We start from the raw sequence: 16570 nt of genomic DNA on the forward strand, positions 1-16570 counted from the left end.
CATACAAAAGGATGTGCTATGTCGGTGATTAAAGATAACAGCGAAGTGTTGATGCATTTTGCCATTAAACTTGATGATGGATCGGTTGCGGAATCTACTTATGCCGCAGGTAAGCCTGCAATGTTTCGCATGGGAGATGGCAGTTTAACTGACAATTTTGAAAAGTGTTTATTAGGGTTAAGTATTGGTGAAAAAGGTTCATTTGAATTATCACCAGAAGATGCGTTTGGTTTACCTAACCCCGATAATATCCACCACCTTGATTTAGCTAAATTTGGTGCTGATGCTCCCGCTGAAGTGGGCAATATTATCGCCTTTGCTGGTCCCGATGGACATGATATTCCGGGAATAATTACAGCCGTTGTGGGTGACTCTGTTACTGTTGATTTCAATCATCCACTTGCAGGGCAAGCTGTCACCTTTGAGGTGGAGGTTGTCTCCATTGAAAGTTAAGAGCAATTGTTGATGAAAATCTTACTCGCAAACCCACGTGGTTTTTGTGCTGGTGTTGATCGTGCGATCAGCATTGTCGAGCGTGCGTTGGAAATGTACCAACCGCCTATTTATGTTCGCCACGAAGTCGTACATAACCGTTTTGTTGTTGAAGGGCTAAAGCAGCGAGGCGCAATTTTTGTTGAGGAACTCAGTGAAGTACCTGACGACAATATCGTTATCTTTTCCGCTCATGGTGTTTCACAAGCGGTGCGTAATGAATCTAAACAACGTCAGTTAACGGTGTTTGATGCAACGTGTCCATTGGTGACAAAAGTACATATGGAAGTGGCTCGTGCCAGTCGAAAAGCGATGGAAGTCGTGCTGATTGGGCACGCAGGACATCCGGAAGTTGAAGGCACAATGGGGCAATATGCTAACCAAGATGGCGGCATGTACCTTGTTGAAACACCGAATGATGTTGATAAGTTAAAAGCAATTGTTAAAGATCCAACCAACTTACACTATGTTAGTCAAACAACCCTGTCAGTTGATGAAACGGCAGATGTGATTGATCGCTTGCGTATCGTGTTCCCTGAGATCCAAGGGCCACGTAAAGATGATATTTGTTACGCAACTCAAAATCGTCAAGATGCTGTGCGTGAAATGGCTGAAACAGTTGATGTAATGATTGTTGTTGGCTCAAAAAATTCCTCTAACTCTAACCGTTTACGTGAATTGTCGGAAAAATTAGGAACGCCTGGTTATCTGACCGATTGTGTTGAAGATATAGAAGCAAGTTGGTTTGAAAATAAAACAAAAGTTGGAGTCACCGCTGGTGCATCTGCGCCTGAAGAGTTGGTGAACCAAATTATTCAACAAATTCAGACAATCACTGGCTCTGATGTTGAAGAATTATCAGGTCGCGAAGAAAACATGTTCTTTGAAGTACCAAAAGAGTTACAAGTTAAGAATATCTAATAGCGTATTGATTTGTGCAGAATAAGCCTCAGTGAAAGCTGGGGCTTTTTTATCGTCTGTAAAACCGCTACAGTATTGAGATAATTATATATTCATCAAGGGAGAAGCACGCAATGGTAAGAATTGCGATAGCTGGAGCTGCTGGCCGAATGGGGCGTCAGCTATTAAAAGCAACACAATTATCAGAGAAAGCAGAATTAGGTGTCGCGACTGAGCGTGCAGGCTCTACATTAGTAGGTGCTGATGCTGGTGAGTTAGCAGGGACGGGTATTGCCAATGTGATCATTGTTGATGATCTTAACAAGGCTCTTGATGATTTTGATGTGTTAATTGACTTTACTGCACCTGTCGCAACATTGGCAAATATTGAGTTTTGTCAGCAACATAATAAAAAAATTGTAATTGGTACAACCGGTTTTACAGAGCAAGAGCGAGAGTTAATTGATCTTGCTGCTCGTGATATTTCTATCGTGATGGCACCTAACTATAGTGTAGGGGTTAATCTAGTTTTCAAATTGTTAGAGAAAGCTGCCAAAGTGATGGGCGATTACTGTGATATTGAAATTATCGAAGCACACCATCGTCATAAAGTGGATGCACCATCAGGAACAGCAATTGGGATGGGAGAAGCGATTGCGGGCGCGATGGGTAATAAATTAAGTGATGTTGCAGTCTATGCTCGAGAGGGGATCACGGGTGAGCGTACTCGTGATGAGATTGGTTTTGCTACGATTCGTGCTGGTGACATAGTAGGTGAACACACCGCCATGTTTGCAGATATCGGTGAGCGTGTAGAGATCACTCATAAAGCGACAGACAGAATGACATTTGCCAATGGTGCGGTGAGAGCGGCGGTATGGCTCAATGATAAATCACCTGGTTTTTATACCATGGAAGATGTCTTAGGGCTTGATTCATTATAATCGAGACAAAAACCTGCTAATAAGCAGGTTTTTTTATATCTGAACAAAGTGCGAATAAATATTGTAAATACAAATAGAGCTGAATTTATTCGTGTTATATCGGTATATTTTGGTGGTGGTTAAATATCGCACTGAGCTGGATATCTTTACTGTATAAAATGGATGGTTGGTTGTGTTTTTTTTGTTAGATGGTTATTTATGTTTGTTTGGGTGTCAATTTTGGCTTTTTTGATGGGTGTTTGTATTTGTTAATGGTTTGGTTTTGATTGCAATCGGTTGCGTTATTTTTTGGTTTGATGTTGATACTAAAAAATACAACTAAACATGTTGTTTTCGCATTTAGGATGCTTAATTGTGTTGAAAGAGTTATTTTTTGGATTTATTTCTGGTCTTATGTTGACAGGTTGCTAACAGATCAATAGAATTTGCGCAATTTGTCAAAAATCAGTAAGACGTGGTTTTTGATATGAAAAGGAATGGGTAATTGCAAGTTTATCTGTTTTAATTGCATTTTTATTTAATTGGAGGTTGTCTTGAGCAAATCTGCGCTATTAGTCCTTGAAGATGGGACTGTGTTCCGCGGCGTGTCCATTGGAGCAGATGGTTCGGCCGTTGGTGAAGTCGTTTTTAATACTTCGATGACGGGGTATCAGGAAATTCTCACTGACCCTTCCTACTCACAACAGATCGTTACCCTTACTTATCCCCACATTGGCAATACCGGTACTAATACCGAAGACGAAGAATCCACGGCTATTCATGCACAAGGTCTGGTTATTCGTGATCTCCCTCTTATCGCTTCAAACTTCCGCTCTGAACAATCTCTTTCTGAATACCTAAAATCACAAAACATCGTTGGTATCGCTGATATCGATACCCGTAAGCTAACCCGTATTCTTCGTGAAAAGGGTGCGCAAAACGGTTGTATCGTCGCAGGTAACAATATCGATGAAGGTTTTGCACTTGAGCAAGCAAAAGCATTTCCAGGTCTAAAAGGCATGGATTTAGCGAAAGAAGTGACAACAAGCGAAACTTACAGCTGGAAGCAAGGCTCTTGGACATTAGAGAACGGCTTACCAGAAGCACAAGAAGATAAAGAACTGCCTTACCATGTCGTGGCTTATGACTTTGGTGCTAAACGTAACATCTTACGTATGCTGGTTGATCGTGGTTGTCGCTTAACGGTTGTTCCTGCACAAACGTCAGCAGAAGACGTGCTTGCGTTAAATCCAGATGGCGTTTTCTTATCAAATGGACCTGGCGACCCAGAGCCATGTACTTACGCGATTGAAGCAACTAAAACGTTCCTTGATAAAAATATTCCAATCTTCGGGATCTGTTTAGGTCACCAAATTCTAGCCTTAGCAAGTGGTGCAAAGACTGTGAAAATGAAGTTTGGTCACCACGGTGCTAACCACCCAGTTAAAGATTTAGATCGTGATGTTGTAATGATCACCAGCCAGAACCACGGTTTTGCTGCTGACGAAACAACGTTACCTGAAAATTTACGTGCGACACACAAATCCCTGTTTGATGGCTCGCTACAAGGTATCCATCGTACCGACAAGCCTGCATTCAGTTTCCAAGGCCACCCAGAAGCGAGCCCTGGTCCACACGATGCAGCACCATTATTTGATCACTTTATCGAATTAATTAAGAAACACAGCGCCTAAGCCGGGAGTAGTAAGAAATGCCAAAACGTACTGACATTAAAAGTGTATTAATCTTAGGTGCTGGACCGATTGTTATCGGGCAAGCCTGTGAGTTCGATTACTCTGGTGCACAAGCTTGTAAAGCACTTCGTGAAGAGGGTTACCGCGTTATTCTGGTAAACTCTAACCCTGCCACTATCATGACTGATCCAGACATGGCTGATGCAACATACATCGAGCCAATTCACTGGGAAGTGGTACGTAATATCATTGCTAAAGAGCGCCCTGATGCAGTACTACCAACCATGGGCGGTCAAACAGCATTAAACTGTGCATTAGATCTTGAAAAATATGGTGTATTAGAAGAATTCAATGTTGAGATGATCGGTGCAACAGCTGATGCAATTGATAAAGCTGAAAACCGTTCTCGTTTTGACAAAGCAATGAAAGCCATCGGCCTTGAGTGTCCTCGTGCTGATACTGCAACCACGATGGAAGAAGCTTACAAAGTTCTCGAAATGGTTGGCTTCCCTTGTATTATTCGCCCGTCATTTACTATGGGTGGTACAGGTGGTGGTATTGCTTACAACAAAGAAGAATTTGAAGAAATTTGTTCGCGCGGTATCGACTTATCACCAACCAATGAATTATTGATTGATGAATCACTAATTGGTTGGAAAGAATATGAGATGGAAGTTGTTCGAGATAAGAACGACAACTGTATCATTGTGTGTGCGATTGAAAACTTCGACCCAATGGGTATTCACACCGGTGACTCAATCACAGTAGCACCTGCGCAAACGCTAACAGATAAAGAATACCAATTAATGCGTAATGCATCGCTTGCAGTACTGCGCGAAATTGGTGTTGAAACGGGTGGTTCAAACGTCCAGTTTGGTATTAACCCGAAAGATGGCCGTATGGTTATCATCGAGATGAACCCGCGTGTATCTCGTTCATCGGCATTAGCATCAAAAGCAACAGGCTTCCCGATTGCAAAAATCGCGGCAAAACTGGCGATTGGTTTCACCCTTGATGAACTGATGAATGACATCACAGGTGGCGCAACACCGGCATCATTTGAACCAACTATTGATTACGTAGTAACGAAAATTCCTCGCTTTAACTTCGAGAAATTTGCTGGCGCTAACGATCGCTTAACGACACAAATGAAGTCGGTAGGTGAGGTTATGGCGATTGGCCGTAACCAACAAGAATCATTACATAAAGCACTACGTGGCCTAGAAGTTGGCGCGAACGGCTTTGATGAAATGGTTGATCTTGATGATCCAAATGCGATGAGCAAGATCCGACATGAACTGAAAGAAGCAGGTGCTGAGCGTATTTGGTACATCGGTGATGCTTTCCGTGCTGGTATGTCGGTTGACGGCATCTTCAACCTAACTAACATTGATCGTTGGTTCTTGGTTCAAATTGAAGAAATCATCAAACTTGAAGAGCAAGTGAAAGCTGGCGGTTTTGCAGGTCTTAATGCTGACGTATTACGTAAGCTTAAGCGCAAAGGTTTTGCAGATGCACGTCTTGCTAAGTTATTGGGTGTTAGTGAAGGCGAAATTCGTAAACTACGTGATCAGTTTGACATTCATCCTGTCTACAAGCGTGTAGATACGTGTGCAGCTGAATTCTCATCAGATACGGCTTACATGTACTCATCATACGATGAAGAGTGTGAAGCAAATCCAACGGACAAAGACAAAATAATGGTACTGGGCGGTGGTCCAAACCGTATCGGTCAAGGTATCGAGTTTGACTACTGTTGTGTTCATGCATCACTGGCGCTGCGTGAAGATGGTTATGAAACTATCATGGTTAACTGTAACCCAGAGACAGTATCAACTGACTATGACACATCCGATCGTCTGTACTTCGAACCTGTAACACTTGAAGATGTACTGGCTATCGCACGTGTTGAAAAGCCAAAAGGTGTTATTGTTCAGTATGGCGGTCAAACACCACTGAAACTCGCTCGTGCACTAGAAGCGGCAGGTGTGCCTATTATCGGTACAAGCCCGGATGCGATTGACCGCGCAGAAGATCGTGAGCGTTTCCAACAAGCCGTTGACCGTTTAGGTTTACTGCAACCAGAAAACGCAACGGTAACCACAATGGAGCAAGCGATTGAGAAGTCGCGTGATATTGGTTACCCATTAGTGGTACGTCCATCGTATGTACTTGGCGGTCGAGCAATGGAAATTGTTTACGACGAGCAAGATCTACGTCGCTACTTCAATGAAGCAGTAAGCGTTTCAAATGAATCACCAGTACTACTCGATCGTTTCTTAGATGATGCGGTGGAAGTAGACGTTGATGCAATTTGCGACGGTGAGCAAGTCGTGATTGGCGGTATCATGGAGCATATCGAGCAAGCGGGTGTTCACTCAGGTGACTCTGCATGTTCACTGCCAGCTTATACCCTAAGCCAAGAAATTCAAGATGTGATGCGTGAGCAGGTGAAGAACCTAGCGTTTGAATTAGGTGTTCGTGGATTAATGAATACCCAGTTCGCCGTAAAAGATAACGAAGTGTACCTTATCGAGGTTAACCCTCGTGCTGCACGTACCGTACCGTTCGTATCTAAAGCGACAGGTGCACCGCTGGCAAAAATTGCTGCGCGTGTAATGGCTGGTCAATCACTTGAATCACAAGGTTTTACCAAGGAAATTATTCCACCGTATTACTCAGTGAAAGAAGTAGTCCTACCGTTTAACAAGTTCCCAGGCGTTGATCCACTGTTAGGCCCTGAAATGCGCTCAACAGGTGAAGTTATGGGTATCGGTAATACGTTTGCCGAAGCATTCGCTAAAGCTGAATTAGGTTGTGGTAAAGAATACCCTGAAGGTGGTCGTGCGCTATTATCTGTTCGTGAAGGTGATAAGCAACGCGTGGTTGATTTAGCTTCTAAGCTAATTAAGCTTGGCTACCAATTAGATGCAACACACGGTACAGCCGTTATTCTTGGTGAAGCTGGCATTAACCCACGTCTAGTGAACAAAGTACATGAAGGTCGTCCTCATATTCTTGACCGTATCAAGAATAATGAATATACCTACATTGTAAACACTGCATCGGGTCGTCAAGCGATTGAAGATTCAAAAGTACTTCGTCGTGGTGCGCTAGCTGAAAAAGTTAACTACACCACAACCCTAAATGCTGGATTTGCAACTTGTATGGGACATACTGCGGATGACCGTAATACCGTGTCTTCAATTCAAGAGCTTCACGCACGTATTAAATAAGTATCACTAGCTACAAAATGAAAAGCCGAACGTTAACGTTCGGCTTTTTTTATAGGCAAAACTCTAAAATATATATAACTAATGAAACGTTATATCAATAACTCTAATCAGTTGCTGTTCAGATTTATTAACGTAAGATACTGGCGTCGCAGTAAGCGATACATTCTTTTGGAGATTTTAGTGAACAATACCGACCATCCCCCGAGTATGAAGGTGGAAAATTAGCCTAGGTAACGGTATTAAATAGTATATTTCGTGCTGCCAGGCTCGGAGTGATGTCTCGTAACACCCTTTTTTGTCATTATTCATCTTCGACATATCTCCTGTAATTTTCCTCCTATTTACTTATCAATAATATGTGCTTTAAATCTATGTTTTCCACAACAGTGCAGCTGTATTGTCATATGGTGCGCTAGGGTTTATTGCAAATGTTAATGTGGTGGTCGTTACCTTCTCTTTTTAGAAGAGACAGCTAATCGGGAGATTCGCCATGGCGGTAATGAACTATGCAGCTTTTTCAGCAACAACCCATATTGCTCAAAAAGAGGCGTTAGCAGCACGTAATGCATTTTTAAAATATGATCTAGATGAACAAGCGCAATTATTGGCAAAAATGCCAGTTGTAGATGCTTTAGCTGTGTTGCATGAATGTCCATTGCGACATGTACAAATTTTATTAGATCGTTTAGATGAATTAGAAGAAGATATACGAGCACGTCAGCTAGCCAGTGGGCTAGGGTTGATTTGCTCAGAGGTTGAACCTACTGGGCATTATTTAGAAAATAGTGTCTTAAACCATGTTAAGGAACGCATTGGTTGGATTGTAGGGCTCGCTTTAATGGGCATTGTTTCGGGTTTAATTATCAATCACTATGAATATACGTTGAGTCAATTAGTTCTACTCGCGATTTATATGCCAGTGATTGCGGCGGCTGGAGGGAATACTGGCTCTCAGGCTGCAACACTGGTTGTGCGAGCATTGGCAATGGAAGAAATACACTCAAAAGATTGGCTATTGGTTCTTTGGAAAGAATTTAGAGTTGCGATTATTATCGCGCTGAGTCTTGCTGCAGTGATCATTGGCCGGGTGATTTTCTTTAGCGGGGATGTGGTGTTACCTGCAGGAATGACACTAGACTCGATCGCATTTGCTATTGGGATCGCCATTGCTATTCAGGTGGTTATTTCTACTAGCGTTGGTGGGATTTTACCTATGCTAGCAAGATCATTAAATCTCGATCCTGCGGTGTTAGTCAGCCCTGTATTAGCTTCCATGGTCGATATCACAGGGATGGTGATTTACTTCAAGACAGTCAATTGGATGCTAGGTTTCGGTTAGTAAGACTGCTTGGATTAAAAAAGCCGCTATTTCTCGAATGTTTCAAGTTGAAAGTATTTAATAGCGGCTTTTATCTAGCTAGTCTCTTATTTAGTAGCTTTTATAGAGTGAGTTATAAAGCTGCTTTTCAAATTGGTAAATCGGCGGTAGTGCTGCTTTTTTGCCATCATGCATATGTGGATAGTAATTTGTCACTAACTGCACAAATAATAGCGGTTTGCCGTTGTGGGTCTTAATCACACCTGCAAGGTTATAGGTACCGAATAAAGAACCGCTCTTGGCAATTATCTCACCTTTCAACGGAACATCACGAATACTACGACGGTACTGTAACGTGCCACTTTTCCCTGAGACTGGTAGATCATTCATTAACCCAAGTTGTGGATGACGGTAAATGTAAGTCACTACTTTCATTAAATCATTTGCCGTTAAACGGTTATTACGCGATAAGCCTGAACCATCCACCATCACGGTATCAGAAAGATCGATACCAGCTTTATCTTTTAGTATCGCTTTAATTGCTTCAATGCCATTGGTGTAACTACCTGCTTGGTTGTAATACTTGGCACCAATGGTTTTGGCAATGTTATCGGCAAATAAGTTATCAGAGCGCTTCAGCATAATATCAAGTAGCGTTGATAGTGGTGCTGAACGGTGTGTTGCGATGATTTTTCCGCTAACTTTATCGTTACGAAGTACCTTACCGTTTAATTTTATATCTGCGCGCTTAAGCTCTTGTTGAATAACCTCGGTTGAATACAAGGTGGTGTTCTGTACTGCAAATTTAAGTGGTAGAGGCTCTTTACGAGGTTGGATACAGCCACTAATTTGATACATATTACGGTCGTTAGATGTCATTGAAAGTTGACAGTGCAGCTCTTTCTGCTGTGCTTTCGACACCACAATCGCAGAGGTTTTTGCTTGAATTGGCTGGTGGCTAGGCACATTTACGCGTGTTACATCACCAAAAGATTTATTGCTGTATAGCGCACCTTGAACACAGTTGTGCTCTAAGCTGATGCTACTTGATGGCGCACTATAACAAGAGCCTAAAATATCCCAAGGCCAACCAATAGCACGCTCGTAACCAGTAAAATGCCCCCCATTGAGGTATAGGTTGCCTTTAATTGTGATAACCCCTTGCTGTTTTAGTTGGCGAAGTAAATTGGCAATATCGCTGCGTTTAAGTGTTGGATCGCCATTAAATTTCAAAATTACATCATTACCTTTAGTCTCAAGGTAAGTATCAAAGCGGAAGTTATTACCGAGATATAGCTTTGCAGCAAGTGCTGTGATCGTTTTTTGGGTACTTGCGGGGGCTTGCAATTCATCTGCACGTTTATTGTATATAACTTTTTTGGTGTCTGGGTTAACAATAAGAAGCGCGACATCACTCCCTTTTGGGAGGTGTTCTATAGCTTGCTGAGGTGAGAACGCAGCGAAAGAAGAGAAGCTGGTGGTAATTAATGCGGAGCAAAGCAGTTTTTTAAACATATCAAGGCATAATCTTGGTTAAGAGATAGACCTTAATCATAACGTTTATATGGGATGGGGTAAAAAGAGAGAGGAAATAAAGACTAAAAATGACATAAAAATAATAAAAAAGCGCCGACCTAAGTCGACGCTTCATCTGTTCTACTTTAATCGCAAGGATTAGAAGTCGTAACGAGCACCTAGAACGAATTCATCAGATGCTGCAACTTTACCTACTTTGTTCTTATCAAGCATGTTGAATGTGTAAGAAGCGTAAGTGCGGAAGTTGCTGTTGAAGTAGTAAGTAGCATCAACTGCAGCTGCGTTTGCTAGCTCATCGTATACGTTGTGAGCGTTTTCATCTTTCATGAAGCCGTAAGTAGTCGTGAATACAGTTTTACCCATAGTGTACGCTGCTGCGAATTCGTAACCTTGAGTATCAGTTACTGCATCAGTTACTAGGTTTTTACCATCGCGACGGCCAGACTTGTATAGACCACCGAAGTATAGGTCGCCCATTGTGTAAGATGCTGTAGCAAAAGTTTGCTCAGAACGTGCTTTGTGAGTGTTCACGCCATTTTGGTCGCGTTGCTCGCCGTAACCAGCACCTAGTGCAAGACCAGTATCAGCTACTTTGTATACAGCACCTGTTGAGAAACCGTGTACGTCTGTTTTGTTACCAGCTGTATCGTAATCAGCACCAGAGAATACGTAGTTAGCTTTGAATGTTAGATCACCAAAGTTACCAGTGTATGCTAGGTTGTTAGTAGTACGGTCAGCTACTGCTAGTTTAGTACCACCAACTACAGAACCTGCGTATGCCATGATATCAGTGAAATCAGTTAGCATACCTAGAGAGCCGTCAGCCTTACCGTAAACAATTTGACCGTATTGGTCGCTGTTTACACCAGCATACATGTAACGGTTTTCGTCATCAGAGTTGTCGTCTTTGAACTCGCGCTCGTAGAAACCAATACCTTGAACGCCATCTGCGATTTGTGTTTTCGCATCAATGTTTACACGTACACGTGAAATATCAGTTACTTCATTTTCAGTTTTTTGTAGTGTTGGTGCTACTAAATTATTTTCAGCTTGCTCAGAAAGAAGAGCACGAGCTTCTACACGACCGCCAATAGCAAGAGAAGATGTGTCATCTGAGTAAACTTGTGCTGCTGATGCTGCGCCAGATAGAGTTGCTGCTGTTACTGCTAAAGCAATAAGGTGCTTGTTCATTACCGAATCCTTTTAAAATTTTTATGTGTTGCATTTCTATGCCAAATGCATGCTGTTCTTTTTACTTGTGTCTACTGATTTATGTTAGTAAAAAAAACTGAAAAATACCTCATAAGTATTCGTTTTTTGTTTTTTTTAGCTTTTATTTTTAATTTAATCAGTGTGTTATACCAATCAATAAAAGTTCTAAATTAATTTTATTTTTTAGTTGTCTTTAGGTAATCCACGAAAAATATCTGAGTGAATATTTGTATAAATATTGTTGAAGTGTGAGGTTATAACTTTTCTCAATGAAAAAAAGATGGTAGGTAAGATGGTTATTCTTGTGGTGAATATTTTAACTATTGATTTGTTACTATGAACTATTGATATAGTATTTTTAGTGTATCCATTGTTTTTGACTGTTATTAAAACGAAAAACAGATTAATGACGTAACGAGGATGATCTCTTGTTCATCTTTGTTTAAAATGATAGACATCGTTACATATACCCTGTTAGCCCAATCACTATTGGGCTAACTTTTTTATTACCTGAAATTGGCGTGCGCTATCAGGTTATTGAGGTAATTTATTTATGGAAAAAGTGCCAATGACTGTACGTGGCGAACAAAAGCTACGTAGTGAACTTGAAGTATTGTTGAAGCGTCGCCCTCTTATTTCTCAGGCGATCGCAGAAGCACGTGAGCTTGGCGACTTAAAAGAAAATGCGGAATACCATGCAGCTCGTGAAGAGCAAGGTATTTGTGAAGCGCAAATTCGTGATATTGAATACAAGCTATCTGTTGCTCAAATTATCGATGTAAAAACAATGCCAAATACAGGTAAAGTGATTTTTGGTACAACAATCACGTTATTAGATTTAGACACTGATAATGAAGTGACTTACTGTATTGTTGGTGATGATGAAGCGAATATTAAGGAAAACTTAATTTCAGTGAACTCGCCTATTGCACGTGGTTTGATTGGTAAGATGGAAGGTGATGAAGTTGCGATTACCACACCAGGCGGCCAAAAAGAGTTTGAAATTGTAGAAGTGAAATATATCTAGTAATTTCAATGATGATTATATTAATCAGAAAATGTAATTATTTAAATAGGCGTTATCGATTAGCTGTTAATGCGCGAATGTGTATTAATGGTTGATATAAAAAAGGCCGCTAGGCGGCCTTTTTTATTTGCGAGGAAGTTCGATTTTACGATCTTCACTCTGGCGGTAAAGAACCAATGTTTTACCGATAACCTGCACTTTTTCAGCTTTAGTTTCGCGAACAATAGCGTCGACGATTAAAACTTTAGTTTCACGATCTTCAGTAGCAACTTTAACTTTGATCAATTCATGATGGTTAAGTGCAATTTCAATTTCAGCCAATACAGCTTCTGTTAGGCCGTTTGCACCCATAAGTACAACTGGTTTTAGATTGTGAGCAAGACCTTTTAGGAATTGCTTTTGTTTGGTGCTTAGATTCATGATGACTCTATTTTTTTGGTTATTAGGGTTGAAAACGTGACATTCTACCGCCATCTAGACTAGAAGACTAATTTGTTTGCATTATGGCAGCATGAAAATTTGTAGTGTTTGAGTTGTACTGCACATTTTGATCGTACATTTTAATGAATTAGATGCGATAAAGCCTTTGGCAGACGTATACTTAACAAGTATCTCAACTCATTAGGTTAGACATGAGTAGAAAAAAACAATCCGGCAGTTCTGGCCGTTGGCTAAAAGAGCATTTCGACGATAAATACGTTCAGGAAGCACAGAAGCGTGGTTATCGTTCACGTGCTTTCTTTAAAATTGAAGAAATTCAGAACAAAGATAAGTTATTAAAACCGGGCATGACAGTGGTTGACCTTGGTGCTGCACCAGGTGGTTGGTCACAATATGCGGCAGAAATTGTAGGTAGTGAAGGACAAGTCATTGCTTGTGATATTTTGCCAATGGATTCCCTTCCAGGAGTGAGTTTCCTGCAAGGTGATTTCCGAGAAGAGGCAGTGTTAGATGCATTATTGGACCGCATTCAACCAGATATGGTTGACGTGGTGATGTCTGATATGGCACCTAATATGAGTGGTAATCTTGCATCCGACCAACCGAGAGCGATGTATCTTGTTGAGCTTGCATTAGATATGTGTCGACAAGTACTTGCGCCGAATGGCAGTTTTACGGTAAAAGTTTTCCAAGGCGAAGGCTTTGACCAATATCTAGCTGAAATTCGTAGTATGTTCAAAGTGGTTAAAATTCGTAAACCAGATTCCTCGCGAGATCGCTCGCGTGAAGTCTATATTGTGGCTACAGGTTACAAACTGTAGTAATCTACATTCATCTTTTAGTTATCGCGAGGTTAACACCTTGAGTGACATGGCAAAAAACTTGATTTTATGGTTAGTCATTGCCGTTGTTCTTATGTCTGTATTCCAAAGCTTTGGAACCAACAGTAGTAAAGCAAGTGGTCAAGTAGACTATACGACATTTGTCCGTCAAATCGGTCAGGATCAGATAAAGGAAGTGCGATTCAATGATCGTGAAATCACTGTAACCAAACGTGATAATGCGAGCTATGTAACATACTTACCTGTCGCTAATGATCCTAAGCTGTTAGACGATTTAATTAACGCTAACGTAGCTGTTGCAGGTACACCACCTGAAGAGCCTAGCCTATTGGCTTCAATCTTCATTTCGTGGTTCCCAATGCTTCTATTAATTGGTGTTTGGATATTCTTTATGCGTCAGATGCAGGGCGGTGGTGGCAAAGGTGCCATGTCGTTCGGTAAATCTAAAGCGCGTATGATGAGCGAAGACCAAATCAAAACAACGTTCGCCGATGTGGCTGGTTGTGATGAAGCGAAAGAAGACGTTAAAGAACTGGTTGATTACTTACGTGATCCAAGCCGTTTCCAAAAGTTAGGTGGTAAAATCCCAACAGGTGTGTTGATGGTTGGTCCTCCTGGTACTGGTAAAACGTTACTTGCAAAAGCGATTGCAGGTGAAGCGAAAGTACCGTTCTTTACTATTTCTGGTTCTGACTTTGTTGAAATGTTTGTTGGTGTTGGTGCATCTCGTGTGCGTGACATGTTTGAACAAGCAAAAAAGGCTGCGCCTTGTATCATCTTTATCGATGAAATCGATGCGGTAGGTCGTCAACGTGGTGCTGGTGTAGGTGGTGGCCACGATGAGCGTGAGCAAACACTTAACCAGATGCTAGTTGAGATGGATGGCTTTGAAGGCAATGAGGGTATTATCGTTATTGCTGCAACAAACCGTCCTGACGTACTAGACCCTGCATTACTTCGTCCTGGTCGTTTTGACCGTCAAGTAGTGGTAGGTCTTCCTGATGTACGCGGTCGTGAGCAGATCCTTAAAGTTCATATGCGTAAAGTACCACTAGATGGTGATGTAAATCCGTCATTGATTGCTCGTGGTACACCAGGTTTCTCTGGTGCTGATTTAGCAAACCTTGTTAACGAAGCGGCATTGTTTGCTGCCCGTGGTAACAAGCGTACTGTTTCGATGGTTGAGTTCGAATTAGCGAAAGATAAGATCATGATGGGCGCAGAGCGTAAATCAATGGTTATGTCTGAAGATCAAAAAGAATCAACAGCGTATCACGAAGCAGGTCACGCAATTATTGGTCGTTTAGTACCGGATCATGATCCTGTATATAAAGTATCGATTATTCCACGTGGTCGTGCGCTAGGTGTAACGATGTACTTACCCGAGCAAGATCGTGTAAGTCACTCTCGTGAGTTCTTGGAGTCAATGATTTCAAGCCTTTACGGTGGTCGTTTAGCTGAAGAATTGATTTACGGCGTAGATAAAGTATCAACAGGTGCATCAAATGACATCGAACGCGCAACTGATATTGCACGTAAGATGGTGACTCAGTGGGGCTTCTCTGAGAAGTTAGGTCCATTACTTTATGCTGAAGATGAAGGTGAAGTATTCCTTGGTCGTTCAGTTACACAAAGTAAGCATATGTCTGATGACACTGCAAAACTGATTGATACTGAAGTTCGTACCTTAATTGATCGTAACTATCAACGTGCTCGTCAAATTCTAGTTGATAATATGGATATCATGCATGCAATGAAAGATGCATTGATGAAATATGAAACTATTGATGCAGGTCAGATTGATGACTTGATGGAACGTAAAGCAGAAATCCGTGCGCCGAAAGGTTGGTCGGATAATGACGATACAATGAAACCATCAGGTAAAGAAGCACCTGAAACTGAATTAGCACCTGATGAGCCAATTGGCGATGGTATTGATGCGTTGACGAAAGAAGACGATACCGATACAAAACCTCAGGCTTAATTTAGCGTTGAATAAAAACCCTGGCCTTGGTCAGGGTTTTTTTTATCTTAATAAAATGGAATAGCAGATGCAGTTAACCAGTCGTAATAAAAATTTAGATCTATCTACCCCACAGGTCATGGGGATTTTAAATGTTACGCCAGATTCATTTTCTGATGGTGGAAAGTTTAATCGTATCGATTATGCGCTAAATCATGTGGAAAGCATGCTGCAAGCTGGCACATCCATTATTGATATCGGTGGTGAGTCAACGCGACCTGGTGCTCAAGAGGTAGCACTTAATGAAGAGTTAAATCGCGTCGTACCGATCATTGAAGCTATTCGTCAACGGTTTGATTGTTGGATTTCAATAGATACCAGTAAAGCTATGGTCATGAAAGAGGCGGTAAATGCAGGGGCAGATCTGATTAATGATGTACGTGCGTTGCAAGAGCCTAATGCACTAGACGTTGCCGCAAAAGCGAATGTGCCGATTTGCTTGATGCATATGCAAGGTCAGCCTCGTACAATGCAGCATCAACCGAATTATAATCATCTTATTCAAGATGTTTCTGATTTTCTGAGTGAGCGAGTTTCAGCGTGTGAAAATGTTGGAATTTCACGTCAGCAGTTGATCCTTGATCCTGGTTTTGGATTTGGTAAAACGCTTGAACATAATTATCAAATGTTGGCGAAATTTGAACAATTTCATCAATTCGGATTACCTGTATTAGCGGGGATGTCTCGTAAATCAATGATATTCAATTTATTAGGTAAGCCACCTGCTGAATGTCTCGCGGGAAGTTTAGCTTGTGCTACCATTGCTGCAATGAAAGGTGCGCATATTATTCGAGTTCATGATGCTAGAGAAACAGCTGAAGTCATGAAGATTTATAATATGGTACAGCAACAATCGAAATAAAAGTGAATTGTGGTGTGTCATTAATTGGTGTGCCACTGAAGTATTCAATATAGCTAGGAGCAAA

The 16570-nt window shown here is 41.4% G+C and carries 13 protein-coding genes; 10 read left to right on the top strand and 3 right to left on the bottom strand.

Going from position 1 to position 16570, the window contains the following annotated elements; all coding sequences use genetic code 11:
• Nucleotides 1-18 precede the first annotated feature (18 nt).
• The 6 genes from fkpB to BTO08_RS00915 all read left to right on the top strand — a co-directional run bounded on the left by fkpB (nt 19) and on the right by BTO08_RS00915 (nt 8584).
• Nucleotides 19-453, top strand: coding sequence for an FKBP-type peptidyl-prolyl cis-trans isomerase (gene fkpB / locus BTO08_RS00890; protein ID WP_105059526.1), 435 nt, complete (start codon nt 19-21; stop codon nt 451-453).
• A 12-nt stretch (nt 454-465) separates the two neighbouring features.
• Complete coding sequence (ispH, locus tag BTO08_RS00895; protein ID WP_105059527.1) at nt 466-1413, top strand: 4-hydroxy-3-methylbut-2-enyl diphosphate reductase; 948 nt, start codon at nt 466-468, stop codon at nt 1411-1413.
• A gap of 113 nt (nt 1414-1526) precedes the next feature.
• Nucleotides 1527-2336 (top strand): 4-hydroxy-tetrahydrodipicolinate reductase, encoded by an 810-nt coding sequence (gene dapB / locus BTO08_RS00900; RefSeq protein ID WP_105059528.1) that lies wholly within the window; start codon nt 1527-1529, stop codon nt 2334-2336.
• Nucleotides 2337-2869: 533 nt separating this feature from the next.
• Nucleotides 2870-4009, top strand: coding sequence for a glutamine-hydrolyzing carbamoyl-phosphate synthase small subunit (gene carA / locus BTO08_RS00905; protein ID WP_105059529.1), 1140 nt, complete (start codon nt 2870-2872; stop codon nt 4007-4009).
• 17 nt (nt 4010-4026) lie between these two features.
• Nucleotides 4027-7245 (top strand): carbamoyl-phosphate synthase large subunit, encoded by a 3219-nt coding sequence (gene carB, locus BTO08_RS00910; protein ID WP_105059530.1) that lies wholly within the window; start codon nt 4027-4029, stop codon nt 7243-7245.
• Nucleotides 7246-7735: 490 nt separating this feature from the next.
• Nucleotides 7736-8584, top strand: coding sequence for a magnesium transporter (locus tag BTO08_RS00915; RefSeq protein ID WP_105059531.1), 849 nt, complete (start codon nt 7736-7738; stop codon nt 8582-8584).
• A gap of 90 nt (nt 8585-8674) precedes the next feature.
• Here the strand turns inward: BTO08_RS00915 and dacB are convergent, their stop codons facing one another.
• A complete protein-coding gene (dacB, locus tag BTO08_RS00920; RefSeq protein WP_105059532.1) occupies nt 8675-10078 on the bottom strand; it encodes a serine-type D-Ala-D-Ala carboxypeptidase in 1404 nt (467 codons plus the stop codon).
• Between the two features lie 159 nt (nt 10079-10237).
• Nucleotides 10238-11290: a porin gene (locus BTO08_RS00925; RefSeq protein WP_105059533.1), complete on the bottom strand. Its 1053-nt coding sequence runs from the start codon at nt 11288-11290 to the stop codon at nt 10238-10240.
• Between the two features lie 574 nt (nt 11291-11864).
• Between BTO08_RS00925 and greA the strand changes: the two genes are divergently transcribed.
• Nucleotides 11865-12338 carry a transcription elongation factor GreA gene (greA, locus tag BTO08_RS00930; protein ID WP_005369564.1) on the top strand — a complete coding sequence of 158 codons (474 nt, stop codon included), beginning with the start codon at nt 11865-11867 and terminating at the stop codon, nt 12336-12338.
• Nucleotides 12339-12461: 123 nt separating this feature from the next.
• Here the strand turns inward: greA and yhbY are convergent, their stop codons facing one another.
• Nucleotides 12462-12758, bottom strand: coding sequence for a ribosome assembly RNA-binding protein YhbY (gene yhbY / locus BTO08_RS00935; protein ID WP_045128373.1), 297 nt, complete (start codon nt 12756-12758; stop codon nt 12462-12464).
• Nucleotides 12759-12970: 212 nt separating this feature from the next.
• Between yhbY and rlmE the strand changes: the two genes are divergently transcribed.
• The 3 genes from rlmE to folP all read left to right on the top strand — a co-directional run bounded on the left by rlmE (nt 12971) and on the right by folP (nt 16506).
• Nucleotides 12971-13600: a 23S rRNA (uridine(2552)-2'-O)-methyltransferase RlmE gene (gene rlmE, locus BTO08_RS00940; RefSeq protein ID WP_005369560.1), complete on the top strand. Its 630-nt coding sequence runs from the start codon at nt 12971-12973 to the stop codon at nt 13598-13600.
• Between the two features lie 49 nt (nt 13601-13649).
• A complete protein-coding gene (gene ftsH / locus BTO08_RS00945; RefSeq protein ID WP_105059534.1) occupies nt 13650-15605 on the top strand; it encodes an ATP-dependent zinc metalloprotease FtsH in 1956 nt (651 codons plus the stop codon).
• 67 nt (nt 15606-15672) lie between these two features.
• Entirely contained in the window at nt 15673-16506 is an 834-nt protein-coding gene (folP, locus tag BTO08_RS00950; protein ID WP_105059535.1) for a dihydropteroate synthase, read from the top strand.
• Nucleotides 16507-16570: the final 64 nt, after the last annotated feature.

The organism is Photobacterium angustum (genome assembly GCF_002954615.1).
Lineage (GTDB): Bacteria > Pseudomonadota > Gammaproteobacteria > Enterobacterales > Vibrionaceae > Photobacterium > Photobacterium angustum_A.